The sequence below is a fragment of the Limnohabitans sp. MMS-10A-192 genome, assembly GCF_003063335.1.
In the GTDB taxonomy this organism is placed as follows: Bacteria; Pseudomonadota; Gammaproteobacteria; order Burkholderiales; family Burkholderiaceae_C; genus Limnohabitans_A.
In genome coordinates, this window is record NZ_NERX01000002.1 from 57,592 (window position 1) to 84,365 (window position 26,774).

Genomic DNA, 26,774 nt, shown 5'->3' on the forward strand with positions numbered 1-26,774 from the left:
ACAACTCCCCATAGATTGGCGCCTTCATCTCCAGCGCAGCGTGCTTTTCTACTTCACCAAACCATAAGCCGTATTGCGCCCACCGCCTTCGAGCCGCTGCAACACGCCACGCGCCAACAAGTCATTGATGTCTCGCAGCGCCGTGTCGGCCGAGCACTTTCCGATGGTGGCCCATTTGGCGTTGGTCAGCTTGCCGTCCATGCCATCGAGCATGCGGTTGAGCACCAGCGTCTGCCGAGCATTCATCGGCGTGTCTGCCCACCTTTGCCAAAACTGCGACTTGTCCAGCACGCCCACCAACAAACCATCAGCACCCTGCACCGCGCGCAGCAAGCAGCCCAAAAACCAATCCAGCCACGGGGTCACATCCAGCGTGCCGCGTTGGGTGATTTCGAGTTGCTCGTAATACTGCTTGCGCTCGCGCTGAATTTGCGCACTCAGGCTGTAAAACCGTTGCGCAGAGCCTTCAGCGCGGGCCAAGGCCATGTCGCCCACAGCTCGGCTGACGCGGCCGTTGCCGTCATCAAACGGGTGCAAAGTCACCAGCCACAAGTGCGCCAAACCCGCGTGGACCAGCGCATCACCCACCGGCCCGGCGTTGAACCACTCCAAAAACGCAGCTGTTTGTGCGGGCAAGGTGTGGGCAGGTGGTGCCTCAAAGTGCACCTTTTCTCGGCCCACCGGACCCGAGACCACTTGCATCGGCCCCGCTGCATCGTTGCGCCAAGTGCCCACCTGAATCCGTACACGGCCACTGAAACCGGTTGGAAACAGCGCCGCATGCCAGCCAAACAAGCGCTCAGCCGTGAGCGGCTGCGCGTGTTGCTGGGTGGCGTCCAGCACCATGTCCACCACACCATCCACATGGCGGTCAGCGGGTGCGAGCGCGCCAATATCCACCCCCATGCGCCGGGCGATGGACGAGCGCACCGCCTCCAGGTTGAGCGTTTCGCCTTCGATGGCGCTGGTGGTGATGACCTCTTGCGTCAAAGCTTGCAAAGTCGCCAGATCGCGCTGCGCCAAACCCAAATGGGCCATCCTGCCCACCAACTCGCCTTGCGCACGGTGCAACTGTGCCAACGGCCCCGCCAGTGCAGTCGCGTCATAACGCCACTGCGGCCAGTCGGTGCGCTGCCACAGGTAAGTGCGTTTGCGGGTGGGCTTGTCGGGGAACATGCGGCGATTATGCGCCTTATTCACCGCATATTTTGCGGTGAATTGTGAAGTGATTCACCGCACTACTCACCAAAAAGCTTGCAGCTCGGTCTGGTAACGGTTGATGACGTGCCGCAAAAAGATCACGCCCAACACCGGCATGGACTATTCGGTGGCCGTGAGGTTGGAGTTGGCACGGAGCTGATAGGCGGCTTCCCACAGGCTGGTTTCATTTTGCGCGATGTTGCGGAAGGCGTTGGCGGTCATCTGTACGGGGGCTGATTGTTGTTTTTGGAGATTTACAGAGGGGCGTTTGGACTAGGTGGCCAGCGGGGACGTGAATGATTACGCCCAGCTTTGGTTTCTGGGTGGATTTGAGGGGGCTCATGGGAGTTTGCACGCAAAGGAGATTTGTAGCTCTTTATTTGTATTTATTTGGGTATAGTTGGACGCCTCATGCCTGCTGCGCTAAATGGTGCAGGAGGAAAGTTGCGAGCGGCTGAATGCCGGGTTTGGGCTGCAAATTTATACCTGCATGCACATACAACGCCTGGCCTAAATCTCATGACTCAGGCCGCTTGCAACGATTTCAACAAAAAGATGTATCGACACGAGCCGGGTGTATGAAGCGGGCTTTGCGGTCTACATCGCGTTAGCCATCCTTGAGGCCACATGGACGCACTTGTTGCTCAGATTCGCCCTTATCTAGAAGTCCTTTCGTTTGCGAGCACCATAGCGCTCACAATCGGATTAGCCTTTGCCTACAAGCAACTTGCTCTGCTCAAGGCCGACATTCTGAGTCGAAGCCGACGTGCGGCCGCAGAACACGCGATAGAAGCTGCTGACCTGTATTTTTGCGAGTATGTGTCTCTCATAGCGAAGCACTCCGACGCAAAGCGTGAGAAGAACATTCGTAGCTATGCCGGGCCAATTGGAGATTTTTCATTCAACTCCGTACCCAAAGAACTCTTGAGTGAGTGCGCAACGCGCTTCGCCATACTCGAATGGCTCCCCGCACTAAACCGCCTAGAGTCAATATCGGCCCGCCTTACGACTGGTGTGGCAGATGAAGAGGTCGCATTCAGAATTTTCGGCCGTACCTTCTGTAGTACGGTAGAAGACAACTACGACCTTATCGCGACAGTTCGACACGGAAATTCGAACGGGTACTGGGAAAACATTGTTGAGCTGTACAAGACATGGCGACCACGACTCACGAAAGGGGAGCTGAATGTGGCGCGTCAACAGCTTGATGCAAAGCTCTCATCACTTCCTTCCAACTCCATTCCTCCTCTATGAGAGATGGCTAACCAGTCAATCGAGGCGACAAACAACGGCGTGCAACGTTTGCTCGCTTTTGCCAAGGCCGTGCCGCCGTTGCTTGCTCCTCATCTCCAACGTTATACGCAATAAACAACAAAGATAAAGGAGAGACAAAGAATGTCAGGTGAAAACATCATTCAGCAAAGTGCTGCCCTTCGCGGGCAAGGAAAATTTGATGAGGCAATAGCGCAAATTGAGTCAACCATCGACGCGATTGATGACGAAATCAAGCTCAATGCTTGGCTAGAAGCCTTTTATGCTGCCAAAGAGAAAGGTGATCAAGCCCAGGCAAGGAAATACGCCTCATTGGTTGCGGCGGAAGACCCGGATGTTCCTTCAATTCAAAGTTACCTGTGAGCGTATAACACGACGCTCCAACCGACGTCGGCGCTAACGCGCCTCCTGGGCTGAGCTTGGCGTTAAATGTCCATGCTTATTTGCCCCACCCCAGCCGATCGCATGGCCGCTGCAATTCACCCCAACCGCCAATACCCCCACCCAACCCGCATCCCCGTGGTGATGGCGCACAAGCCCGCAAACCCATAAGCCAACACCGCAAAGTGTTCAGGCCAGATGCACATGGCGGCGAAGACGGTGATGGTTTCGGTGGCTTCGGTCAGGCCGCCCAGGAAGTAAAAGCTTTTGCCCGGCAGGGCGGTGTCGGTCAAGCCGCGTTTTTCGGCCAGCGCGGCAAATGCCAAAAAGCTGCTGCCGGTGCCGATGAAGCTGGCCAGCAAGGCCGCGGCGGGCAGGGCGTTGGTGGCGGGATTGGCCACCGCAAAGGCCAGGGGGATGGCGGCGTAGAAGACGAAGTCGAGCGCGATGTCGAGGAAGCCGCCTGCGTCGGTGGGCTGGGTCAGGCGGGCCACGCTGCCGTCCAGCCCGTCGAGCAAGCGCGAGGTCAGTAGCAGCGCCAAGCCCCACCACCACGCTTGCAGCGCAATGGCCACGGCGGCGGCCATGCCGATGGCAAAGCCCAGCCAGGTGAGCGCATCGGCGCTGATGCCTGCGCGCACCAAGCCGCGTGCGGCGGCGTTCAGCGCGGGGCGCAAGAGGGTTTGGGCGTGGCGGTCAAACATGGCTGGTGCTTTCTTCGGTGGCGCGCAAGTGCAGCACGCGCTGCGGGTCGGCCACGTCTTGTTCGTCGTGCGTGACCAGCACCACCGGGATACGCCGCTCGCGCACATGCGCAAACACCCACGGGCGCAGCTGGGCGCGCAAGGCGGCGTCGAGTTTGGAAAACGGCTCGTCAAGCAGCAGCGCTTGCGGCTCGGCCAGTAAGGCGCGCATGAGCGCCACACGCGCACGCTGCCCGCCCGAGAGGGTGGATGGGTCGCGATCGCCCATGCCGCTCAGCTCGGCTTCTTGCAGCGCTTGTTGCACGCGGGCTTGGCGCTGCGCGTTGGTGCTGCTGATGCCGTTTGTGGAAATAGCGGGCACGGCAAACAGCAGGTTCTCGGTCACCGTCATGTGCGGGAAGAGCAAGGCATCTTGAAACACCAGGCCCACGCCGCGTTGATGGGTGGGCAGCTGCGCAAGTTCGCGGCCATTGAGTTGCACCGAGCCTTGCAATTGCAGGGGCTGCAGCCCTTCGGACACGCTGGCCAGCGTGCCCGCTATTGACGCGAGCACCGAGCTTTTGCCGCAGCCACTCGGGCCCATGAGCGTGAGGATTTCGCCGGGCGGCACATGCAGGCGCAGGCCGCTCACCAGAGCATGGCGCGCGCTGCCCAAGCGTTCGATGTGTACGTGCAGGCCGTCGTTCATGCCGTGATGCAGACCATCTTGTGGGGTGTCGGTCATGGTGTGGCTTTCATGGGGGCGATCTTCTCAAATCGGCGGGGCCTGCCCAGCCACGCGGCCAGCGCAAAGGCAGCGATGGGCAAGAGCATTTGCAGCGCGGCGTAGGCGCTCATGAGCGAGCGTTGCGCACCCGCGGCCAAGGTGACGGCTTCGGTGGTGACGGTGGCAAAGCGGCCCGCGCCCACATAGAGCGTGGGCAGGTATTGCGCCACGCTGACCGCAAAGCCCACGGCCCAAGCCGAGGCGATGGCGCGTTTCAGCAAAGGCCACTTCACGCGCCACAGATACACCCAACGACCATGGCCTAAGCTGGCCACCAGCGCGGCTTGGCGCGGGTCCACCGCTTGGTAGGCGGGCACCAGTGCCAGCAGCACATAGGGCAAGACCATGACCGCGTGCGCCAGGCACAGGCCCAGCCATTGGCCTTCAAGCCGTGTGTGCAGCGCCAGGCTGTACAAGCCCACCACCCACAGCACCGAAGGCAAAACCAGCGGCAACAAGAACCAGGGTTGCAAGGCATGCTGCCAACGGCGCGGCGCCAGCTCCAACCAAGCCACCGACCACAGCAAACACACACTGGCCGAGGCCACGCCCAAGCCCAAGGTGGTCCACACGGTGTGCGCGCTGCTGGCCACTTGTTGCCAGGCATTGAGCGTCCACAACTCGGGCCACACTTGGGGAAAAGGCCACACGCCCGAGACACTGCCCACGGTCAGGGCGAACCAGATGGCGGCGTAGGTGGTGAGGATCAGCGTCCAAACGACATTCGGCGGCCACCCCCCGACAAAACCTGGCTTTGGCAGATACGCTGCCCAAGCCAGCATCAGGCGCTGGCCATACCCCAACATTCGCCGCGAGGGCGCGGCTCCTACAAGTCCATCCTTGGGTGAATGCGGCAGTACCACACCGATCAAGCGCTTGCCATACCCCCGCATTCGCCGCGAGGGCGCGACTCCTACAAGCCAGGCCGTAACCACGCCCGCCACCAACACCGTGCCCGTCAACCACCCCGCTGCCGCCACGCCTTGCGATTGCGTGAGCAGATCGGCATCGCTCAGCCATTGCCAAGCCAGCACCGCCAAGGTGGGCGGTGTGGCGGGGCCGATGATGAGCGCCATATCCACCACCGTGAGGCCATAGGCCAGCACCGCCAAGAGCGGCCAGCGCAGGCGCGGGGCCAGTTGCGGCCAGATGATTTGCGCAAAGACTTGTGCGGGGGTGCGACCCAGGGTTTGGGCCAGGGCGTATTCGGCTTGCCAGCGGCGGCGCAGTTCTTCGCGCTGCATTTGGGTGGCGGCCACCCACAGCAAAAACGGCACCTCTTTGAGCCACAGCGCCAGGATCAGCCCCAGGCCCCAAAGGTCTTGTGTGGTGAACCAGGGCGGCGGTGCGTCAAAGCCGGTCAGGCCCGGCGACACCAGTCGCAGCGCCCAACCGCTGGGCGAGAGCCACAGCACCAGCCCGATGGCCATGGCCGCGTGCGGCGTGGCCAACAAGGCAGGCAGATGCGACAGCCAGCGCCCCAGTTGTTGGCGGATGAAGCCGCTGGCCAGCACATGCGCCACGGTGATCCACGCCAATGCGGTCGAGGCCAAACCGGTCCACAGCGTCATGCCCCAGGCGCGCCATGTTTGCGGGTCGGCCCACAGGGCTTGCCAGGCAGCGGCGTCGAGCATTTGCGCGCCCACCGCCCACAGCGCTGCGCCGATGGGCAAGGCCGCGATCAGCGCCAGCAGCCACGCAGCAAAAAGGGCCAAGGCGCTCACAGGCAACCGTTGTGCTGTTTCCAGATGGTTTCGTGGCCCATGGCTTTGGCAAACTCGGGCACCTTGCAGCGCTCGGCGTCGGCCCCGGATGCGGGGGTTTGCTCAGACTGCAAGGCTGGCTGCACCGTGCCCTGCCCGTGCATGCTGGGGTGGTGCATGCCCCGCACATCAGGCCCGTGGCTGACCCAACGCCCCACCCCGACCATGACCAGCGCAAACACCACCAGCAAAGCCAAGTGACCCCACTGCCCACCGGCCCCTGCGGGCGGTGTGTAGGCGCATGCGCCACCGGGGCACAGCTGGGCGGTTTGGGGGCGCAGCAGGTCGTGCAGTTTGCAGCCCACACAAATGCCAAAAGCCGACTCCAAAAACAGCAAGAGCAAACAGGTGCCGCACACCAGCATGTTGATGGGGCCGATCACGCCTTGCACCACGATCAAATAAAACATGGACAAGCCCAGCACCAGACCGATGCTCCAGGCGAAGCGCTTTTGCGGTGCGCCCACGTACTCGGGCATTTGGGCGCGCACCGCCCACTGGCCCACGATCATGGCCGGGGCCCAACGCGGGTTGACGAACAAGCGGATGGCAAACTCGATGAGGAAGGCCACCACAAACACTTGCGTGGGTTTGAAGTTGCCCAGCAGCAGCGCCTGCATGAAGGTGACCATGGCCACAAAAAACAAGATGCCCGCACTGGCCCGCACCGCGCGTTCGTTGAGCACCGGCACGTCGTAGCCGGGCAGCGTTTGGCCAAATTCAAAAATGCGTGAAGTCATGGGGGTTTCTCATTTGGATGTGGCTGGAGTATCAAGCAAATTCAGCGCTTGAGTTGACCTGAGCCCCATTGCTCCATCAGCCTGCGGTCGTGGGCACTTTCGGCCTCGATGGAGTCTTTGGGCAGTTGGCGCAAGCAGTCGGCCAGCGCTTGCGGATCGGGCGGTGCCGCCTGCACCGGCGCTGGGGCCACTTGCGGCGATTGGCCGTCCCAAGCAAAGGGGTTGCGGAACACCGGCGGGTCGGGCAGGCAATCGTCTTTGTACAGCGGCGGGCCATCGCTGGCGAAGGGCGAAAACGAAATGGTTTTCTCAAACACCAGCGGTTTGCCCGTGGGCGTGGGCGGCAGCGGGGGCATGGCTTGAATGGCCTGACGCGCCAGCTTTTCGGCCACGGGCGAGGTGGTCCACAGCGTTTGCAGTTGCACCAGCGTGCCGTTGGGCGCGATCTCGATGCGAAAGCGCACAAAGCCTTGGTCGGGGCCTTCGACGGCGGTGCCCATCATGCTGCGCACTTGCTGGCCCCAGCTGTAGCGGTAGCCCTTGCTGTTTTTGTTGGTGTAGCCGGCAGCAAAGGCCCATTCTTCGGCCGTGGGCGGCGGGGGCGCGGCCATGGTGGCGCGGGGGGTGTTGGGCGGGGTGGCGAGCTGGGTGACTGGTGCGGCGGGCGTGGTGGTGACCGGCGGCAAGGCGGGGGCTGGTTGCTGAGTCGGGGCGGTGATGGGCTTGCGCTGGATGGGCTCGCGCTGCGGCAAGTCCGGCGGCTTGAGCAGGTTCAGATACACCACCGTGGTTTTGGGCGAGGGTTGGGAATCCGAAAGTTTGAAGACCCAGCCCATAGCCCACGCCAAAGCCAGCGCGTGCAAGGCCAGCGTGAGAAGAACGGCAGAAAAAGACAGCTTGCGGGGCATGAAGGGCCGGGGGTGCAGGGCAGGGCCAGAAACGGCGCGGCCTGCGTGGGCTAACCATATTGGTGAGCGCTGATGTTAACCCTACGGAATGCTGAGGTGGCGGGTCATGGATCCCGGGTCAAGCCCGGGATGACAATGACGCGTGCTCGCAATGGCAACTCTCTGTCACCCCGCACTTGATGCGGGGTCCAGCTCCCTTGCAAGCATAGATCCCGGGTCAGGCCCGGGATGACAATGAAGCGTGCTCGCAATGGCAACTCTTTATTACCCCGCACTTGATGCGGGGTCCAGCTCCCTTGCAGACATGGATCCCGGGTCAAGCCCGGGATGACAATGCATGGATCCCGGATCGAGTCCGGGATGACAATGAAGCGTGCCAGGCATGACGCGCTTTAAATTCGGGATGACCGTTTTTTTGCGCAGCGACGTGTCACACGCCGTAGCGGCGGGTCCATTCTTTTTCGAGCGCATCGACCCACGAGGCGTGGGGCTCGGGCAGCACGGGGGCGCTTTGGCGCACTTGCCCGGCGTGGGGTGCGGACTGAAAGCGAGCGCGGTCAGCGGCGGGCAGGCGCCCCACATCGAGCACCGTGGGGTCGCCCCACACGTCGATGTCTGCCTTGCGCGCTTGCGCAACCGGCGACAGCAAAAAGTTGGCCACGACTTGTGCGCCCGCTTTGCTGGGTGCGTTGTAGGGGATGGCCACAAAGTGCGTGTTGCCAATGGTGCCCTTGGCGAACTGCCAGCTCTGCACCGTGGCGGGCAGGCGCTTGGCGGCGATCTCGTTGGCCGCTTCGTTGGGGTTGAACGTCAGCGCCATCACCAACTCACCGTCGGCCATCATCTGGCGCTGCGCGGCCGAGTTTTGCGGGAACTGTTTGCCACCGCGCCACAGGTGCGGGTGCAGCGCATCGAGAAAGCGCCACAGCGGTGCGGCTTGTGCTTCCAGTGCTAACGGCGTCACGGGCTGGGCCAGTGCTTTCACATCGGGCGCGTGCTCGATCAGCGCCTGCTTGATGAAGGTGGTGCCATGGAAGTTGGGCGGGCGCGGGTAGGTGATGCGCCCGGGTTGGCTGCGGGCCAGGGCCAGCAGTTCGGCCATGCTTTGCGGCAGTTGGGGCAGGCGCTGGCGATCTGCAAAAAACGTGAGCTGCGCCATGCCCCAGGGCGATTCCAGCCCGTCGGTGGGCACCGAAAAATCCACCAGCGTGGTGGGCTTGCCTGCTGTGTCCACCCACTGGAAGTTGGGCAGGGTTTGGGCAAAGGGCGCAGACAACAAAGCATCGCGTTTCATGGCGGCAAAGTTTTCGCCGTTGATCCAGATGAGGTCCACCGTGCCCTCGGTGTCTTTGCGCCCGGCTTGCTTTTCGGCACGCACACGCTTGACCACATCGGCCGCATCGCTGATCTTGACGTGCTGCAGCTTCACACCAAAGTCGCGCTGCAATTCGCCCGCCGCCCATTGCAGGTAAGCGTTGATGCGCTCGCTACCCGCCCAGGCGTTGAAGTAAACGGTTTGACCGCGTGTGGCGCGCAAGGTGTCGGGCCAAGCGGTGTTGGCAACTTGCGCCGCCGCCGGGCGCACAGCCACCGTGGCGGGCAACACCGAAACCGCCCCCAAAGCAGCCAAGGTTTGCCGACGATTCCACCGCCGCTGCGGGGTTTCGGTGGGGGAAGGAGTCTGGTGTGTCATGTCAGGCCTATCGTGTCAGGCAGGGCGCGGCGGTGCTGTGAATGGCGCCAGAGGCATCACTTGCCTTGAATGCCCAGCAACTCAACTTCAAACAACAGCGTGGCATTGGGCGGCACCGCGTTGCCCGCGCCTCGCGCACCGTAAGCGATCTCAGGTGGGCAGGTCAACTTGGCTTTGCCGCCCACTTTCATGCGCTGCACGCCTTCGGTCCAACACGCGATGACGCGGTTGAGGGGGAAGTCGATGGGCTGGCCGCGTTTGTAAGAGCTGTCAAATTCGCGTCCGTCCGGGAAGGTGCCTTTGTAGTGCACCGTCACTTTGTCACTGGCCGTGGGGCTGGCACCGCTGCCGTCTTTCAGGCTTCGGTAAACCAGGCCACTGGGGGTCACAACAGCGCCGTCTTCCTTGGCGGCGGCTGTGGTCACCGCGTTTTGCGCCATGGCCACTTGGGCCAACAGAGCAATGGCGAGACACGAAAGGCGAAGGGAAGTTTTCATGATGCGCTGGGTAGGTTAAGGACAACAAAACCTGAGCGGAACAAGCTCAGGCCGAAAGGGTTAAGGGCAAATTGAGCAACAGGTTTTGCGGCTTGAGCTTGAGCAGGCCCTGCTCGTTCATGGCCAAGCCCAAATACACCGGCTTGCCCTGCACGTCGGCGCGCATGTCTTGGGGGTTGTCAAAGCGCAGCTTGAACAGGCTGATGAGTTGTTGCTGGCGTTGGGCTGACAGCTCGGTGCCTTGGTACAAATCGTTGAGCAAAGCGGTGGCCGTGGCGTCCAGGCCCACATGCCAGCGCCAGGCGGGGTCGTCCACTTTTTGCACCGGTTCGATCTGCACCGCCACACCCAAAAAGTGTTGCACCCAGCGGGCCAGCACCACCGACAAGGCCTTGAGGCCTGAGCGGGCGTTGACCATTTTCAGGATCAGCCCGTGCGGCAATTCGTTCTGGATTTCGTGCGTCATGTCGAGCAAAAAGGCGTAGCGCCCCAAGCCTTCGCGCTGCGCCAGGTAACGGTCTTCGTTGTCCTGGTGCAGCACCTTCACATCAACCGCCTTGAGCGGCGCACCGCCCTCCATCAACAAGCGACCCATCTCGCCCAGGCCACCGGTGGCTTGCAAGGTGTCGAGCGTGTCGCTGTCGCCCGACAGCACACGGCCCTCTTGCACGGTGATGCGTTGGCGACGGAACAGCAGCTCTGCGGCACGCCAGACCCAGGCATCGTCCACATCGCTGAGCACCTGGCACACGATGGCCTGCACCACCAGATCGATGAACAAGGGCGGCAGCTGGATGTGGCCGCTTTTCATCCAGCCCATGTAGGCCGACTCCAGCGAACCTGCGTTTTCCACATCGTCGCGGAAACGCAAGAACAGCGCGTAGTTTTCGCGCGCATCTTCGTCCTTGAAGGCTTTGAGACTCGCGGGGGCAACCTGTATCAGCGGCGCCTCTAGCAGCGCTTTGTGCAAGCGAATTTCTTCCTTGCACGACTCAGGCACCAGCGCCATTTCAGGGCGCTGCAGCCACAGCCGCCAATAGTCTGGACTGGGCACCAGCCAACCCCGCTCGTTGGGGCTCAGGTGTTGGTGGCCGCAAGCCGTCCAGATGTGTTGCATGGTGTTTACAGGTTGGGGGCCAGCAAGCGTTGCAGGTCTTTGACTTGCACTCCGCTGCGCTGCGCGAGGTCTTGCACTTGGTCGTCACCGACTTTGCCGACGTTGAAATACTGCGCCTCGGGGTGCGCGATGTAAAAACCGCTCACGCTGGCCGCAGGCGTCATGGCCAGGCTTTCGGTCAGGCCCATGCCAATGTCTTCGCATTGCAGCAAGTCGAACATCGCTTGTTTGGCGCTGTGGTCGGGGCAGGCGGGGTAGCCGGGTGCGGGGCGGATGCCCTGGTATTTTTCGGCGATCAGCTCTTCGTTGCTCAGGGCCTCGCCAGCGGCGTAACCCCACAGGTCGGTGCGCACTTTTTTGTGCAGGCACTCGGCCAACGCTTCAGCCAGGCGGTCGGCCAATGACTTGAGCATGATGGCGCTGTAGTCGTCGTGCGCGGCTTCAAAGGCCTCTGCGCGTTTGTCGGCGCCAATGCCTGCGGTGACGGCGAACACACCCACATGGTCTGGCGCTGTGCCTTGCGGCGCGACGAAGTCGGCGAGGCAACGGCTGGGGCGCATGACACCATCGATCATGTGTTTTTCGGTCTGCTGACGCAGGCCACGCCAGGTCATGGCGACCTGCTGGCGGGATTCATCGGCATAGAGCGCGATGTCGTCATCATGAACGCTGTTGGCGGGGTACAGGCCCAGCACCGCATTGGCCGTGACCCAGCGGCCGTCGATGATTTTTTGCAGCATGGCCTGGCCGTCGGCATACACCTTGCGCGCCTGCTCGCCCACCACTTCGTCGTCGAGGATGGCAGGGAAAGGCCCAGCCAAATCCCAGGTCTGGAAGAACGGGCCCCAGTCGATGTATTGCGCGATCTCGGCCAGGTCGTAATTCTTGAACACGCGCCGACCTATGAACTTGGGCGCGGCGGGCACGCCTTGGGACCAATCGATGGGCGTCTTGTTGGCGCGGGCCTGCGCCAGTGTCCACATGGGGGTTTGTTTTTTGTTGGCGTGCTGCTCGCGCACCTTGGCGTAATCGGCGTTCAGCTCGGCGATGTAGTTCGCAGCTTGCTCGGACAGCAAGCCTTGCGCCACGCTCACGCTGCGCGAGGCATCGGGCACATAGACCACCGGGCCTGAGTAGTTGGGCGCGATTTTCACAGCCGTGTGCACGCGGCTGCAGGTGGCGCCGCCGATCAGCAGCGGCATCTGGCGCTCGCGGAAGTACGGGTCTTTTTCCATCTCGGCGGCCACGTACTGCATCTCTTCCAGGCTGGGCGTGATCAGGCCCGACAGACCAATGATGTCGGCATTCTCTTCTTTGGCTTTGGCCAAAATCTCGTGGCAGGGCACCATCACGCCCATGTTGACCACTTCAAAGTTGTTGCACTGCAAGACCACCGTGACGATGTTCTTGCCGATGTCGTGCACGTCGCCCTTGACGGTGGCTATCACGATCTTGCCCTTGGCCTTCACATCTTCGCCCGCCGCTTCCTTGGCCAGTTTTTCAGCCTCGATGTAGGGCAGCAAATGCGCCACGGCCTGCTTCATCACGCGGGCGCTCTTGACCACCTGCGGCAAGAACATCTTGCCCTGGCCGAACAGGTCACCGACCACGTTCATGCCGTCCATCAGCGGGCCTTCGATCACATGCAGCGGGCGACCGCCCTTGGCCAGAATCTCTTGGTAAGCCTCTTCGGTGTCGTCGCTGATGAAGTCGGTGATGCCGTGCACCAGCGAATGACTCAGGCGCTGCGCCACGCCCACAGGCGCATCGGGCGTACCGCGCCAGGCCAGCTTGGTGCTTTCGTCTTTGGCCGCGCCCTTGGCGCTGTCTGCCACTTCCACCAAGCGCTCACCGGCATCGGGGCGGCGGTTGAGCACCACGTCTTCCACACGCTCGCGCAGTGTGGGCTCCAGGTCGTCGTACACGCCGACCATGCCCGCGTTGACGATGCCCATGTCCATGCCCGCCTGGATGGCGTGATACAGGAACACGGTGTGGATCGCTTCGCGCACCGGGTCGTTGCCGCGGAAGCTGAACGACACGTTGGACACGCCGCCTGAAACCTTGGCACCCGGCAGGTTCTGCTTGATCCAGCGCGTGGCGTTGATGAAGTCCACCGCGTAGTTGTTGTGCTCTTCGATGCCGGTGGCGATGGCAAAAATGTTCGGGTCAAAAATGATGTCTTCGGGCGGGAAGTCCACCTCATCGACCAGCACGCGGTAAGCGCGCTCGCAAATCTCGATCTTGCGTTCGTAGGTGTCGGCCTGGCCTTTTTCGTCGAACGCCATCACCACGGCTGCCGCGCCATAGCGCTTGACCAACTTGGCCTGGCGTTTGAACTCGTCCACGCCCTCTTTCATGCTGATCGAGTTCACGATGCCTTTGCCCTGGATGCAGCGCAAACCGGCTTCGATCACCGTCCATTTGGACGAGTCCACCATCACCGGCACGCGGGCGATGTCGGGCTCACCGGCCATCAGGTTCAAAAACCGCACCATGGCGGCTTGGCTGTCGAGCATGGCTTCGTCCATGTTCACGTCGATCACCTGCGCACCGTTTTCGACCTGTTGGCGTGCGACGGCCAAAGCCTGCTCGTACTCGCCGTTCAAGATCATGCGGGCAAAGGCCTTGGAGCCGGTCACGTTGGTGCGCTCGCCCACGTTGACAAACAGCGACCCGGTGCCGATGGAGACAGGCTCCAGACCGGACAACTTCATGGGGGGGACAGACACGATGGAAGACGCGACAACAGACACAGGCTCACCTTGGGCTTACAGGTGAGCGTCGTTGTGCAAAACAATCAGGAATTGAAGGCCCCAAGCCTGACCTGCTGCGCCTATAAGGCGGCGGGCTGCAACGCTCCTTGGGGAAGGGGGGATTTTAAGCCCTTCTAATTCTCAACCCTCAAATGACAAGGTAGAGTCGCTCGAAAGCAGCTATTCGGAGCCATTCGTTCATGACCACCAACACAAGCCCCAACAAAGTGGCCTCACCGCCTCACGGCAAATTTGTGGTCGTCATGACGCCCGATGAACGCATTGCCGACATGCAGGCATTTGGCCGAGAAATTCGCGAATCCAAAAAAACCGCTCAAGAATTCCTCATCCGAGCGGGCATCCTGAACAAGAAAGGTCAACTGGCCAAGCCCTATCGCAATTGCTGACAACTCAGGATGAACAACCTAAGACTTGCTGTTCTCTTGTCTAGTAATTTCAGACTTGTGCATTTAGACATCAATGAAATCAGTCACTTAGCCGAGAGAGACCCGCTTTCTTAGTTGAAGACAAATCTAATTTTTCAGCCTTATACGAGCACCAGACGGTTGCTGGACGGATACGCATCAGGGCAATCTGAGATGTTGCGTTGGCATTCGCAAACCATTCAACGCCAGCAATCTCGCATCTCGGCTGTTGGCCGAAATTCGGCATTCGCCACTCACGGTTCGCAGCCAGTAATAAGGCGAGCCAGTGTGTCCAGGGGCGTGCGTCATGGCTTTCAATTTCTTGAAGGCCGGTGTCTCAAGCTTGTTTTTGAGCCACGCGAGCTTTTCCAGCATTTTGGCGACTTGCCCAGTGCTGGATGCAGGATGCGGCTCCACCCAACACACCAGCTCCTGACCGTTCATCAACTGAACGCCAATGCCGTAATCCCAGCGGTGGCTTTGCGGTTCAACAGCCCTGAAATGGCCGTCAACATCAACGCTGCCAGAGAACGCACCACCTTTGTTCACTTGAATTTGTGCGCGGTACGAGCTTTCGACCGCTTCCTTGCCAGCTTTCGGCAACAGACCAGCGTCACATGCCGCTGAATCGAAACCGCTGATTTTCTTTTTGCTGGCGTTTTTTGTTTGTTTCACTCCCTTGGCAGCCATCAGATCGACTCCTGTTTCCTGGCCTTTCGCCTTTTGCTCGGTCTCGACTCCGACTCGGCAACGGCATCTGCAATGGCATTGTTGGTGCGAGTTGCAAAACCACTGATGCCACCCCACTCAGACTCTGCTGTGTCCATGGCACCGGGATTGAGGTTGGAAATGTCCTGAACCGAACCACCACGGTCAAAGTAATAAACTGCATAGTCTTTGGTCAGTGCGGACTGCGCAATTTTTTTGGCATCTGGCGTCGATTGCAAATCAAACACTTGACGAACCAATGCCTCGGAGCTACCCAATTTTTTAAACTCCTGCAACGCCCAAACCATGTCGAGCACCACAGGCGAGTGGGTGGACAAAACAACCTTATAACCGCGCCTCATCAGCTCCAGGACCAGCAATAAAACCGCAGAAATACCCTGTGGGTGTAAGCCCATCTCGGGCTCTTCAATCACCACCCATTCGATGCACTCATCCACCGTCTTGCCCGTCTTGCGGCGGTTCGTGGTGGGGCAAAGCCAATACGCACCCATGAGCAAAGGCGTGAATTCACGCTGCCCTGCCGACCAGGACAAAAAGCCAAGGGGCTTGTCTTGCCCTTTGACATGCAGCCCCAGCCGTTTGGTGAAATCCTTGTCATCGATCACCAAACGATTGCCGCCAAACAAATGGTTCTGGATGGGCTTGCGCAAAGTGTCATTCAATCGGTTCGGCCCGGGAAAAAGCTCACCCTTGGCGCCAAATTCGTTTTGAATCAGATCGTGCACGGCATCGCTGAAAGCCCGCAAGGTGTAGGGGTCCCCAAAATTGAACTGGCCAAAGTTTTGGGAGACACCACCAGGCAAACTCATCACCCGCTGCGCCGGAATGTAGAACATCCGTTCATGCCGCGTTGTGGACTTGGATGGCTTGGCGTAGTCGGCGAGATCAACAGACTTGCCTTTCCATGTCAGGCTCGACTTTGCGCTCCATGCCCCCGAAAGGCCGCGCCCAAAATAGCCCTCCATGAATGCCCCCGCCTTGTCATTGAAAGACATGCTGTGGTGCTTGAATGTGTCATGAATCTGGTCCCGATCAACCAGCAATTTGAGCGTCTGCAAAAAGATGCTCTTGCCCGTGGCTTGTGGACCGACGATCACCGTGAGGTCGCCAAATGCCAAATCAGCAGAAGCAACGGGGCCCAAGTGATTCACTTGCAAACGCGGTGGCTTGGTTTTGCGCACAGACTTATTCGTAGCGGCTGGCCGTGGAGATTTGGCGCTTTTTTTCTGATCGGAATCACCGAAAAGATCGGCAATGGTCATGTCTTTTCCTTGGCTGTCTGATGACGCATTATGAACATTCAAATGACTCCATTCCAATTCACAAACACCGCCTTCAACCGCTCCACCGTATGCCGCCATTTGGCGGCGCGGGGTTGGCAGACTGTGTTTTGGTTGCCGAAGAGACCGACCTCGTTGAAGGCATGGGTGGTGTCTACGGCGTGAAGCCACTTCACGCGCACAAAGTATTCGGCTTGCTCGGGGTCGTCGGCTGTGGCGCTGTAGAGCGGGCCATGTTGCAACACGTCGAGCGCGGGGCGGTCGCCCTCGGGGGTGGGCACCATAAAGTCTTTGGCTGACTGCACGGATTCAGTCACCTCGCCCACACCCACAAAACCCGTTTGCGGAATCTTGACCCACACACGGTCACCGGGGGACAAGAGCTTGAGCGTCTGGCTGTACCAAGTGCCGCCACCGCCGCTGATGTAACCATAGCGCCGAGCGTCTTCCCAGCTGCGGTGTTCATTCGAACCGAACGAAACATAGAACTCACCATTCCACGGTTCTTTGTCTTCGCCTTTGGCGGTGTTGGTGGCTGCCGCGTTGGCTTGGGTTTCGCCTGGGTCGATCATCCAGGCGCGGCTGAGCAGCTGCTGGCCGCCGTGCTCAAACACCTTGAAGAACACCACATTGATGGCAATGTCACGGGCATTCAAATACGCCACGATCCGCTCGGTGGATGGGTCCAACTCACTGGCCACAATGATGATTTGGTGCGAATGGTTGAGCGTGTCTTCGTCCAGCACCGCACCAAAGCGCTTTTGAAAATCGGCCTGCAAACTGCCGCCCTTAGAAAAGCGCTGGTAAATCTGCACGATGCGATCGGCCGTCAGGTCCACCACCCAAGAGGCATAGTCCAGCGCCTGCGCGACGATTTCGCGCGGGGTGCGGTCGCGCTTGAGTTCGATCAGCACCAGCGAACCATCGGGCGCAATGGCCAACAGGTCAATGCGCCCGCCGTGCGAGGTGACTTCTTGCTGGCCGATCAGCATCCATTCGCTGGAAAGTATGCGCGGCTCGCGCACGATCATGGATTCCAACAACTGCTCGCTGGCGAGCTTGGCGGCGGGCAAGATGGCGGGCTGGTCGGCGACTTGCCAGATGGCGTGTTGGATGGACATAGGCTCTTTCAGTTGGCGTCAAAGATAACAACCAATGACGCAAGTCATTGAATTATTTGAAGTTTTCCCGATAGGGCGTGTTGTTTTCTCACGCACCAGATAACAAACTGAGGACTTTTCAAAGGTCAATTTTGGATATCCACCGGCGGATTTGGTAAACTTCCTCTAACACGGCCCCCTTCGGTAAAACGCTTCGGCGTCAAGCTGCTTGGGGGTTTTTCTTTGGCCGCTCACCAAGTTCGCTGTTCCCACGAAGCATCGACACCCATGCCGTGCAGCGTCAGGCCTACGTGGCGCAAATCTGGAAAATCGCTTTGCAGTAAGGTCACCAAGCGCTGCCCCCAGCCTGATGATGGGTTAATCACCGTCATCAAATGCTGGCAGATGCACAGCAACACAAACGGGCGGGCACGCAAACTGGCGTTTGGGTCACCCTGAAAACCATCCAGTGCTGGCACCTCACCCACAGCGGGCAATTTAGGCTGATCCACCACGTTGCGGTTCCACAGGCGGCTGTGATGCGCGCAGACATTGCGCAAATAGTTCAAGCTGCGCAGCCAACTGGCAAACACCCGACCATCACTCACGCCATAGGCAGCTGAAATGTTGTCTTGCATCTCGGTGGGCAAGCCGGCAAACAAGGTCGACATACAGCCAAAGTCCCACACCTCGCAAGCCACCCAAATGGGCAGAGGCAAGCCGTATTTTTGTTTGTTGTGCTTGATGAACTCTTCACGAGACCGATTGATCAGTTTCGCGTGCTTGACCAACCATTCGTGGTGCTTAGTCAAACCCGAGTCAAGGCTGATGTCACTTGCAAAGGTGTTGTGAAAAATCGATGGGTTCATGTACGCGAAGCGGTCTAACTTGCCCAAGCAATGGGACAAGTCCACCCGCAAAGCAATCTCGATGCGCTCCAGTGCATCCATCGTGAGCAAGCGCAGCTTCTTGTCGAACACATACAAATCCACCGCATCTTGAAAGCGCGTGCCAAGTTTGAACTCATCTAAAACGGGGCGCTCAATCACCACCTTTTGGGGTTTGCGTCCTGTCTTGGGGTCTAGCGGACAAAACGGAACATCGCGCACCCGCATGTCATACCAATAACCACTGAGGCGGTAATAGCCAATGCGCTCCAGATAGTCGTGGGCTTTTGCAAGGTCGCTGATCGCCATGCCCCGTTCGACCAACTGCGCGAGTTGGTCGTCCACACTCAACCAAGGTTTTTCGTTGCGTGAAGCCATGGCTTGATTGCGCGCCTTAACCCGTCACCAAGGCATCGGCCAAATGCGACTGAACCGCTTGACCAGCAGCTAGACGTTGGCGCAAATCGGCGCAAAGGCTGCTGAGTTCGTTAACACGGTTGACGATACGTATTTGCTCAACATAGGGGGGCAGTCCGACTAGCTTTTGAAGGTATTCACCTTGTGCCAAATGCCCATGCGTTGAACTAGTAACCTTAAGCTGATAGCGATTGATATACCGCATGCATAAAACAAAAAACTGACGATCAACATTTTTATTGATGACAATTTTCCACATGTTTTGATTTAAAACTGCAGGTAAACACTTCTCGTCAACCACCCCTATTTTTCCAAGACTGCCACCGACCATCACAAGCAACACATCCCCCGCTTGAAGTTTGAACCCCTTGTATGTGCTTTCTGCTGATATCGGATCGATAAATTTTGAATCGGACAAGTCAACTGAGCCGTCTGGTCTGATGTTCGTAACTCTAAAAACCAACGTACCCTCTGACTTGTACTCAGAACTCTTGAACGCAAAGCCGGTATTTGTTTCGGCAATATGACCGACCATCGCCCACTCCCACCCCTGCGGCAACTCAAACGGTTTTTCTTCGTCAGTAATGGGCGGCAGGAGTTTGTCGCGTTTGATCTTGCCTTGGGCGATGAGGTGGTCTTTTTCGGTGCGGATTTTTTGCAGGAGGACGCTGGCAGGTTCGTCGGTGGGGTCTTGGGGGACGAGAAGGCCGCGGACGGCGAGTTGGAGGATGGTTTGTTCGAGGGCGTCCACGGCTTCGGGGCGGTCGAGCAGCACGTCGAAGTGGGTGGCGATGCGTTGCCAGTTGTCGGCCAGTGCCTCGGGCGTTTCGCTTTGGGTGAGCGTGGCCAGCAGGGTGCCCAAGAGTTGGGCGTGTTGTTGCGCTTCGAGCTGGCCGCTGGCTTCGAGGGCGTCGCAGAGTTGCATTAGTTCTTCAACGCGGGTGACGATGCGGGATTGTTCGGCAGCAGGCGGTAACGCAATAACGCCTTGAAAAAAATTCGCGTCGTTGATGGCGGGATAGGCCACACCAACCGCTTTACTATTCACGAACTCAGTAAACGGCTCACTACGAAGGTAATGCAGCAGGTACTTCGATAGCACCCCTGTATGTGGGTGCATCACAGCGAAGGCGGTACTTGCAATCGCGCGTGGCACGTACTCATATTCAACGACTGCAATGTTTTTGAGATACGGTCGCACAGTGGAATAAATGACCGTACCTTGCGCCACGTTTTTTCGCGCACGTGAAGGCGCATCAGAGGCCTCAAGTACTTGAACTTCTAGTGCAATTCGTCCCTTGGCGTTGTCAATCGCAGCCACATCGATATAGCTGAAAGACGCTGTTGGCTCGCCTTGACCAAGTCCGTGGGTAATCTCAGGTATCCGTGCCCATTCCCAGCCAGTCGGTAAGTCAAACGGCTTTTCCTCGTCAGTGATTTCCGCCAGCGGCTTGTCCCGCTTGATCTTGCCTTCTGCAATCAGTCGGTCTTTCTCCGCCCTGATCTTCTTGAGCAATTCACTTGCAGGTTCATCGCTCGGGTCTTGCGGCACCAGCTTGCCTTGCACGGCCAGCGTCAAGATGAGTTCGCGCAGGCGGGCCACGCCGCCGGGGGCTTGGGCGATCAGGTCGAAATGCCGCACCAGTGGCGGTTGCAAATTCACCAGGTATTTGGCGCTGGGTTCTTGCGCTGTCAGCACTGCGCTCACGCTGGGGCTCCCAGCGATTGGGCGAGGATGCTTTTGAGTTGGTCGCGCAGGCTTTGCGCCTCGGTTTGCAGGCGGGCGTAGTCGGCCAGCAGTTGCTCGGGGTCGTGGCTCACCACTTCAGCAGCGTGGGGGTTCTTTTGGTCGAGGTTGTAGTTGGCGGCTTTGATCTGCTCAAGGCTCACCTTCCAGGCACGCTCGTTTTCCACGCGGGCGGCAAAGCCGTCGGCCTCGGTGCCCCACCAGGCTTTTTCAGCGTCGAACTCTTCGATGCGGATGGGCTTGGTTTTGTTGTAGTTTTTCACGCCCGTTGGGTAGGGGTGCTCGTAGTACCAAACGTGTTCGGTGGGCTTGCCTTTGGTGAAGAACAGCAGGTTGGTTTTGATGCCGGTGTAGGGCGCAAACACGCCGTTGGGCAGGCGCACGATGGTGTGCAGGTTGCACTCGGCCAGCAGTTGTTCTTTGATGCGGGTCTTCACGCCTTCGCCAAACAGCGTGCCGTCGGGCAACACCAGAGCGGCGCGGCCATTGGTTTTGAGGATGTGTTTGATGAGCACCAAAAACAAGTCCGCCGTTTCTTTGGTGCGCACATCGGCCGGAAATCCGTGCTCGATGCCCGGCTCTTCGATGCCGCCAAAGGGCGGGTTGGTCAGGATGACGTCCACGCGCTCGGCGGGTGTGTAGTCGCGCAGCGGGCGGGCCAGTGTGTTGCCGTGGGCAATGAGGCTGGGCACTTCGATGCCGTGCAGCATGAGGTTGGTCACGCACAGCATGTGGGGCATTTGCTTTTTCTCAACGCCCAAGATGCTGTTTTGCAGAACAGCTTCGTCTGCGGTGTTGTGCACTTGTTTGCGCAGGTGCTCGATGGCGCAGACCAAAAAACCGCCCGTGCCGGTGGCCGGGTCCATCACGCGTTCGCCCAGCTGGGGGTTGACCATGTCCACCATGAACTGCGTCACGGCGCGGGGCGTGTAGAACTCACCCGCGTTACCGGCGCTTTGCAGGTCTTTGAGGATTTTTTCGTAGAGGTCGTTGAACTGGTGGCGCTCGGCTTGGCGGTTGAAGTCGATCGCGTTGAGCTTGTTGATGACCTGGCGCAGCAGCTGGCCGCTTTTCATGTAGTTGTACGCGTCTTCAAACACGCCGCGCACCACATAGCCACGGGGGTTGCGCTGGGCGTCACCGCTCAGGCTTTTGAGGGTGGCAAAGAGTTGGTTGTTCACAAAATCCAGCAACGCGTCGCCGGTGATGCCCTCGGCATCGGTAGCCCAGTTGCGCCAGCGCATGGCTTCGGGGATGGGGCTTTTGTAGTCGTCGCGGGTCAGTTCCAGCTCTTCTTCGAGCGCGTCAAACACTTTGAGGAACAAGAGCCAAGTGAGCTGCGAGATGCGCTGCGCGTCGCCATCCACGCCGCTGTCTTGGCGCATGATGTCTTGGATGGATTTGATGACAGATGAGAGGTTGGACATGTTTTTATGGGTTCGGTTCTGTCATTCCCGCGAACGCGGGAATCCAGAAATTAAGGCTTCAGGCGCGTGAGTCCGGGGGATGGATGCCCGCGTTCGCGGGCATGACAGTGACTTGAGGCGCGTACAGTTCGCGCTCCAGCGTTTGCAGTGCGCCCAGGTATTGGGGGCGACCGCCAAAGCTTTTGATGAGTTCGACCGGGCTGCCAAAGTCGGTGAAGGGTTGGACCTTTAGGACTTCGTTGCTTTCGATGGTGGCGATGCCTTCATCGGCGTATTTGTCGATGAGTGCGTCAATCACCTTGCGGGCCACGGGGCCGTATTGGGTGAAGGCGTTGCGTTTTTTGACGCGGTTGGCGCGTTCGCGGCGGGTCAGTGGCGGCTGGTTGTAGGCCACATGCAGCAGCAGGTCAAAGGGGTCGAGGTCTTTGCCGATTTCTTCGGCCAGCGCTTCGATCAAGACACCTTGCTTTTCTAGCTCTTCGACCAGCGCGGCTTTGCGGTCGGCGTCGTTCCAGGCTTGCAAGAACTTGTCGAGCGAGTCGTATTGCTTGGCCAGGTTGATGCGGGTGTAATCGCGCAGGCTTTCGGTGATGAGCTTGCCTTCGGCGCTGAGGTATTGCACGCGCTCACGCGCCACGGCCACAGTGACCATGCCGCCGAGTACGTATTTCTTGGGTTCGCCGTTGTCGCCGCCGCTACCGGGCGCGGTGTGGCCGCCGGGCTGCTCGCCAAATGGGTCGGGCTGGCCGGGAGCCAATGGATCGGTGATGCCCGGTGCGCCAGCTTCTTCAGGCGGGTTGACGGGTTCATCGCCTTTGGGCTGGTAAATCTGCACCGGCTCACCGTCAAACTTTGGGTCGGCAAACAGCTCAGTGGCGCGTTTGAAGTCGAGGATGGTGAACCAGGTTTTGCCCAGGTCTTCGCGCAGGCGGGTGCCCCGGCCAATGATTTGCTTGAACAGCGTCATGGACTTGATGTTTTGGTCCAGCACGATGAGCTTGCAGGTTTGCGCATCCACCCCGGTGCTCATGAGCTTGGAGGTGGTGGCGATGACCGGGTAGGTTTTTTCGGGGTCGATGAAGTTGTCGAGCTGGCCTTTGCCCTCTGCGTTGTCACCCGTGATCTGCACCACATAGCGGGGCTGGTCTTTGCAGATGTCGGCATTGGCGTTGGCCAGCGCCTGGCGCATGCGGGCGGCGTGGTCGATGTCTTCGCAAAACACGATGGTCTTGGCGTAGCGGTCGGTGGCCTTGAGGTATTCGGTGATCTTGGCGGCCACCACTTGGTCGCGCTGCTCCAGAACCAGTTTGCGGTTCATGTCGGTGGCGTTGTAGATGCGGTCTTCGATCAGGTGGCCGTGCTTGTCGGTCATGCCCTGCGTGGGCCGCCAGCCAAAGGTGTCTTTGTCCAGGTCCACCCGCACCACTTTGTAGGGCGACAAAAAGCCGTCTTCAATGCCTTGCTTGAGGCTGTAGGTGTAGATGGGTTCGCCAAAGTAGTCGCTGTTGGAGGTGTCTTGCGTTTCTTTGGGCGTGGCCGTCAGGCCCACCTGTGCGGCGCTGCTGAAATAGTTGAGGATCTCGCGCCAGGCCGAGTCTTCGTTGGCGCTGCCCCGGTGGCACTCGTCCACCACGATCAGGTCAAAAAAGTCGGGGCTGAACTGCTTGTAGATGTTGCGCTCTTCTTCGGTGCCCGTAACCGCTTGGTACAGCGAAAGGTAAATCTCGTAGCTTTTGTCGACCAGCTTGGTGGTTTTATTGACGGCGAGGTCCACGTCTTCGACGGTGATCTGGCCTTGGGCATCGACCCGCTCCACGCCTTTGGCGTTGGGGCTGAGCTTGGCCATCGCGCCCTTGAAAGGGCGAAAGTCGTTGACCATGGTCTGGTCGATCAGGATGTTGCGGTCGGCCAGAAACAAGATGCGTTTTTTGGCCCCGCTCTTCCACAAACGCCAGATGATCTGGAATGCGGTGTAGGTCTTGCCCGTGCCGGTGGCCATGACGAGCATGGCGCGGTTTTGACCTTGGGCAATGGCTTCCACCGTGCGGTTGATGGCATTGATTTGGTAGTAGCGCGGAGTTTTGCTGGGCGCGTAGTCGAACTCGGTGACGCGGCGCACAGCGGGCGTCCAGCCCTTCCAGGCGCAATAACGCTCCCACAGGTCTTGTGGCGAGGGAAATTCTTCGAGGCTGAGGTTTTTCTCCAGCACGCCATCGGCCAGCGTGGCGTCACGGAACACAAAACCGTCGCCATTGCTGGCAAAGCAAAAGGGCACGCCCAGCAGCTCGGCATAGTTGATGGCCTGCGCCATGCCAGAGCCCATGGACTTGTTGTTGTCTTTGGCCTCGACCACCGCGATGGGGATGTTGGCTTTGTAAAACAGGGCGTAGTCGGCCCGCAGCACGGTGCTTTGGTCGCGGTGGGCCTTGTTGCCCCGCACACTCACGCGGCCAGCACGCAGCGGAAACTCGCGGTAAATCTGGTCGAGCCCGTTCCACCCGGCCTGCTCCATGGCGGGGCGGATGAACTTGTCGCAGATGTCGCTTTCGGAGAGTTTTTTCTTGTCCAAGCTGGGCTCACGGGGCTTTTGGTGAAAAGGCGGGGCGGGAGCTTCTATTTTTAATCACTTTGTGGGCTTTTTTACCCGCAAGCAACGTCCACGGCATGAAACACGTAAAAAAGCCGTACAGGCCTTGGACCTGCACGGCTTATAAGGGAGGCCCCGCAGGGCCTTGGGCTGCTCAATACTGCTTGTAAGGCAAGAACTTGCCCGACAGCACCACGTTCACGCGGTCGCCTTTGGGGTCGGGCTGGCGCACGATGTCCATGCTGAAGTCGATGGCGCTCATGATGCCGTCGCCAAATTCTTCGTGGATCAGTTCCTTGATGGTGGTGCCGTAGACGCTGACGATTTCGTACCAGCGGTAGATCAGCGGGTCGGTGGGCACCTGGCTGGGCAAGGAGCCTTTGTAGGGGACCACTTGCAGCCACTTGATCTCGTCGGCCGTGAGGCCAAAGATCTTGCCGATGATTTTGGCTTGCTTGGCGTCAAAGGTCATTTGGCCCAGGCACCCGGCGGTGACCCATTCTTTGGACAGACCGACTTTGTCGGCGACATCGCTCCACTTGATGCCTTTGGCCACTTTGGTGGAGATGATTTTTTCGGTAACTTCTAAACGGTTCATGAAAGACCTCTTGAGGGGGTTGATGAAAAATCAGGGGTGAAACAATTCAATGGGCTTTGGCGCGGGACACCAAAAAGTCGACGATGTGGTTGCGCATGTCGTAATAGCCCGGCAGGTGGTGCAGTTGGGCACGGGTGCGCTCGCGCGGCAGCGGGTTGACCACCACTTCGGCCAGGCCACCAGGCACATAGCTGCCACCCGACTCGTTGCCGTTGCTCATGAGCAAGATGCGGTCCGACAACAAAATCGCTTCGTCCACATCGTGCGTGATCATGAAGACCGTCTGCTGCGTCTGGCGCACGATGGTCATCAACTCGTCCTGAATCGTGCCGCGCGTGAGCGCATCGAGTGCGCCAAAGGGCTCGTCGAGCAGCAGCATCTTGGGCTGGATCGCGAAGGCCCGGGCAATGCCCACGCGTTGCTTCATGCCGCCCGACAACTGGCTGGGCTTTTTGTCGATGGCGTGCAGCAAACCCACCATGCCGACATGCTTTTCCACATGTACATTGATTTGCGGCGTCTTCCATTCAGGCCATTTGGACTTGACGGCAAACGCGATGTTTTGCCGCACGGTGAGCCAGGGCATGAGCGCGTGGCTTTGGAACACCACGCCGCGCTCGAGGCTCGGACCTGCGATCTCGCGGCCGTCCATGAAGGCGTGGCCCTCGCTGGCGGTGTCCAAGCCCGCCAACACGTTCAGGATGGTGGTCTTGCCGCAGCCCGAGTGGCCGATGATGCAAACGAACTCACCCTTGTCGATGGTGAAGTTCACGTCTGCAAAAACCGGTTTGTCGCTTTGGTAGGCCTTGCCCAGTTTTTCAATTTTGAGGAAAGCGTTCATGGCTTTGGCCTTGGGTTGGGGTGCAAAAATGTCGGTGGGCAAAGGCGCGATCAGCTCGCGTTCCGTGGTTTCACTCCACATAGGTCACCGCCTTTTGCACTTGGGCAAAAGCCAGGTCCAGCAACATGCCGACCACACCAATCACCAGCACCGCAAAGATCACGTTCACCAGCGACAGGTTGTTCCACTCGTTCCACACGAAGTAACCCACGCCTGTGCCGCCCACCAGCATCTCGGCGGCCACGATCACCAGCCACGCAATGCCCATGCTGATGCGCATGCCGGTGACGATGGTGGGCGCTGCGGCGGGCAAGATCACCTGAAACGCTTTGCGCAAAGGACGCACTTCCAGTGTGCTGGCCACATTGAGCCATTCACGTTTGACAGCGGCCACACCAAAGGCGGTGTTGATGAGCATGGGCCAGACCGAACAGATGAAGATGACAAAAATGCCGCTGACCTCCGAGTCTTTCAGCGTGTACAGCGCCAAGGGCATCCAGGCCAAGGGGCTGATGGGTTTCAGCACCTGCACAAAGGGGTCAAACGCTTTGCGCATGAGCGGCGACATGCCAATCATGAAACCCACGGGCAGCGCCACCAGCACGGCCAGCAAAAAGCCCAAGCCCACGCGGCCCAGCGAATGCGCCAGTTGAATGCCAATGCCCTTGTCGTTGGGGCCTTTGTCATAAAACGGATCGGACAGGTGCCCGACGATGGCCTTGCCCACTTCGAGAGGCGGCGGAAAGCCCGTGCTTTTGACCGCACCCGGGTCCTTGCCCATCATCTTCTGGTACTCGATTTCATCGGCCGTCATGCCCGCCTTGGACGCACCGGCCACCGACGGTGCGGTGGCCGACAGTTGCCACGCGCCCAGAAACACCAGGAACATGAGCAGCGACACCATGGCCGCTCGCAAATTGAGGTGAGAGGTTTTCATGT

At 59.4% G+C, this 26,774-nt stretch carries 23 protein-coding genes and 1 riboswitch; of the genes, 3 read left to right on the forward strand and 20 right to left on the reverse strand.

Annotated elements, in window-relative coordinates:
* Nucleotides 1-48: 48 nt before the first annotated feature.
* Nucleotides 49-1,176: a Fic family protein gene (locus B9Z43_RS05155; RefSeq protein WP_108323404.1), complete on the reverse strand. Its 1,128-nt coding sequence runs from the start codon at nucleotides 1,174-1,176 to the stop codon at nucleotides 49-51.
* A gap of 651 nt (nucleotides 1,177-1,827) precedes the next feature.
* Here B9Z43_RS05155 and B9Z43_RS05160 point away from each other — a divergent pair.
* Both B9Z43_RS05160 and B9Z43_RS05165 read left to right on the forward strand, forming a co-directional pair.
* Entirely contained in the window at nucleotides 1,828-2,454 is a 627-nt protein-coding gene (locus B9Z43_RS05160) for a hypothetical protein (RefSeq protein ID WP_108323406.1), read from the forward strand.
* A gap of 141 nt (nucleotides 2,455-2,595) precedes the next feature.
* Nucleotides 2,596-2,835 (forward strand): hypothetical protein, encoded by a 240-nt coding sequence (locus B9Z43_RS05165; RefSeq protein ID WP_108323408.1) that lies wholly within the window; start codon nucleotides 2,596-2,598, stop codon nucleotides 2,833-2,835.
* A 116-nt stretch (nucleotides 2,836-2,951) separates the two neighbouring features.
* On the opposite strand, the gene B9Z43_RS05170 is transcribed toward B9Z43_RS05165, so the two are convergent.
* The 9 genes from B9Z43_RS05170 to metH form a co-directional block, all read right to left on the reverse strand.
* Nucleotides 2,952-3,557, reverse strand: coding sequence for a CDP-alcohol phosphatidyltransferase family protein (locus B9Z43_RS05170; RefSeq protein ID WP_108323411.1), 606 nt, complete (start codon nucleotides 3,555-3,557; stop codon nucleotides 2,952-2,954).
* Nucleotides 3,550-4,281, reverse strand: coding sequence for an ATP-binding cassette domain-containing protein (locus tag B9Z43_RS05175; RefSeq protein WP_233250051.1), 732 nt, complete (start codon nucleotides 4,279-4,281; stop codon nucleotides 3,550-3,552). Before B9Z43_RS05175 ends, B9Z43_RS05170 begins: the two co-directional genes overlap by 8 nt.
* Nucleotides 4,278-6,047 (reverse strand): ABC transporter permease, encoded by a 1,770-nt coding sequence (locus tag B9Z43_RS05180; protein WP_233250050.1) that lies wholly within the window; start codon nucleotides 6,045-6,047, stop codon nucleotides 4,278-4,280. The genes B9Z43_RS05175 and B9Z43_RS05180 overlap by 4 nt, the downstream gene beginning before the upstream one ends.
* Nucleotides 6,044-6,826 (reverse strand): DUF4395 domain-containing protein, encoded by a 783-nt coding sequence (locus B9Z43_RS05185; protein WP_108323413.1) that lies wholly within the window; start codon nucleotides 6,824-6,826, stop codon nucleotides 6,044-6,046. Before B9Z43_RS05185 ends, B9Z43_RS05180 begins: the two co-directional genes overlap by 4 nt.
* Before the next feature lie 41 nt (nucleotides 6,827-6,867).
* Nucleotides 6,868-7,734 (reverse strand): energy transducer TonB, encoded by an 867-nt coding sequence (locus B9Z43_RS05190; RefSeq protein WP_108323416.1) that lies wholly within the window; start codon nucleotides 7,732-7,734, stop codon nucleotides 6,868-6,870.
* Between the two features lie 430 nt (nucleotides 7,735-8,164).
* Nucleotides 8,165-9,427: an ABC transporter substrate-binding protein gene (locus B9Z43_RS05195; protein ID WP_108323418.1), complete on the reverse strand. Its 1,263-nt coding sequence runs from the start codon at nucleotides 9,425-9,427 to the stop codon at nucleotides 8,165-8,167.
* A gap of 56 nt (nucleotides 9,428-9,483) precedes the next feature.
* Nucleotides 9,484-9,924, reverse strand: coding sequence for an FKBP-type peptidyl-prolyl cis-trans isomerase (locus tag B9Z43_RS05200; RefSeq protein ID WP_108323420.1), 441 nt, complete (start codon nucleotides 9,922-9,924; stop codon nucleotides 9,484-9,486).
* Between the two features lie 46 nt (nucleotides 9,925-9,970).
* Nucleotides 9,971-11,041, reverse strand: a complete 1,071-nt coding sequence (locus tag B9Z43_RS05205; RefSeq protein ID WP_108323422.1) for a DUF6352 family protein — start codon at nucleotides 11,039-11,041, stop codon at nucleotides 9,971-9,973.
* A 5-nt stretch (nucleotides 11,042-11,046) separates the two neighbouring features.
* Nucleotides 11,047-13,758, reverse strand: coding sequence for a methionine synthase (gene metH / locus B9Z43_RS05210; RefSeq protein WP_108323424.1), 2,712 nt, complete (start codon nucleotides 13,756-13,758; stop codon nucleotides 11,047-11,049).
* Between the two features lie 55 nt (nucleotides 13,759-13,813).
* A riboswitch (S-adenosyl-L-homocysteine riboswitch) is annotated at nucleotides 13,814-13,912 on the reverse strand.
* An 85-nt stretch (nucleotides 13,913-13,997) separates the two neighbouring features.
* On the opposite strand from metH, the gene B9Z43_RS05215 reads away from it, so the two are divergent.
* Nucleotides 13,998-14,204 carry a hypothetical protein gene (locus B9Z43_RS05215; protein ID WP_108323426.1) on the forward strand — a complete coding sequence of 69 codons (207 nt, stop codon included), beginning with the start codon at nucleotides 13,998-14,000 and terminating at the stop codon, nucleotides 14,202-14,204.
* A gap of 177 nt (nucleotides 14,205-14,381) precedes the next feature.
* On the opposite strand, the gene B9Z43_RS05220 is transcribed toward B9Z43_RS05215, so the two are convergent.
* The 10 genes from B9Z43_RS05220 to ntrB all read right to left on the reverse strand — a co-directional run bounded on the left by B9Z43_RS05220 (nucleotide 14,382) and on the right by ntrB (nucleotide 26,772).
* Nucleotides 14,382-14,912 carry a hypothetical protein gene (locus tag B9Z43_RS05220; protein WP_146183916.1) on the reverse strand — a complete coding sequence of 177 codons (531 nt, stop codon included), beginning with the start codon at nucleotides 14,910-14,912 and terminating at the stop codon, nucleotides 14,382-14,384.
* Nucleotides 14,912-16,312 carry an AAA family ATPase gene (locus B9Z43_RS05225; RefSeq protein ID WP_199222253.1) on the reverse strand — a complete coding sequence of 467 codons (1,401 nt, stop codon included), beginning with the start codon at nucleotides 16,310-16,312 and terminating at the stop codon, nucleotides 14,912-14,914. Before B9Z43_RS05225 ends, B9Z43_RS05220 begins: the two co-directional genes overlap by 1 nt.
* On the reverse strand, nucleotides 16,252-17,352 hold the full coding sequence (locus B9Z43_RS05230) for a nuclease (protein ID WP_108323433.1): 1,101 nt from the start codon (nucleotides 17,350-17,352) through the stop codon (nucleotides 16,252-16,254). Before B9Z43_RS05230 ends, B9Z43_RS05225 begins: the two co-directional genes overlap by 61 nt.
* A 230-nt stretch (nucleotides 17,353-17,582) precedes the next feature.
* Nucleotides 17,583-18,596, reverse strand: coding sequence for an Abi family protein (locus B9Z43_RS05235; protein ID WP_108323435.1), 1,014 nt, complete (start codon nucleotides 18,594-18,596; stop codon nucleotides 17,583-17,585).
* A gap of 16 nt (nucleotides 18,597-18,612) precedes the next feature.
* A complete protein-coding gene (locus B9Z43_RS05240; RefSeq protein WP_146183915.1) occupies nucleotides 18,613-20,343 on the reverse strand; it encodes a restriction endonuclease subunit S in 1,731 nt (576 codons plus the stop codon).
* The gene (locus tag B9Z43_RS05245; RefSeq protein ID WP_108323440.1) at nucleotides 20,340-21,809 is read right to left on the reverse strand and encodes a class I SAM-dependent DNA methyltransferase; all 1,470 of its coding nucleotides are present in this window, start codon (nucleotides 21,807-21,809) and stop codon (nucleotides 20,340-20,342) included. The genes B9Z43_RS05240 and B9Z43_RS05245 overlap by 4 nt, the downstream gene beginning before the upstream one ends.
* Before the next feature lie 58 nt (nucleotides 21,810-21,867).
* Complete coding sequence (hsdR, locus tag B9Z43_RS05250; protein WP_108323442.1) at nucleotides 21,868-24,378, reverse strand: EcoAI/FtnUII family type I restriction enzme subunit R; 2,511 nt, start codon at nucleotides 24,376-24,378, stop codon at nucleotides 21,868-21,870.
* Between the two features lie 172 nt (nucleotides 24,379-24,550).
* Entirely contained in the window at nucleotides 24,551-24,994 is a 444-nt protein-coding gene (cynS, locus tag B9Z43_RS05255; RefSeq protein WP_108323444.1) for a cyanase, read from the reverse strand.
* 46 nt (nucleotides 24,995-25,040) lie between these two features.
* The gene (locus tag B9Z43_RS05260; RefSeq protein WP_108323446.1) at nucleotides 25,041-25,916 is read right to left on the reverse strand and encodes an ABC transporter ATP-binding protein; all 876 of its coding nucleotides are present in this window, start codon (nucleotides 25,914-25,916) and stop codon (nucleotides 25,041-25,043) included.
* Nucleotides 25,906-26,772, reverse strand: a complete 867-nt coding sequence (gene ntrB / locus B9Z43_RS05265) for a nitrate ABC transporter permease (RefSeq protein WP_108323448.1) — start codon at nucleotides 26,770-26,772, stop codon at nucleotides 25,906-25,908. The genes B9Z43_RS05260 and ntrB overlap by 11 nt, the downstream gene beginning before the upstream one ends.
* Between the last annotated feature and the right edge of the window lie 2 nt (nucleotides 26,773-26,774).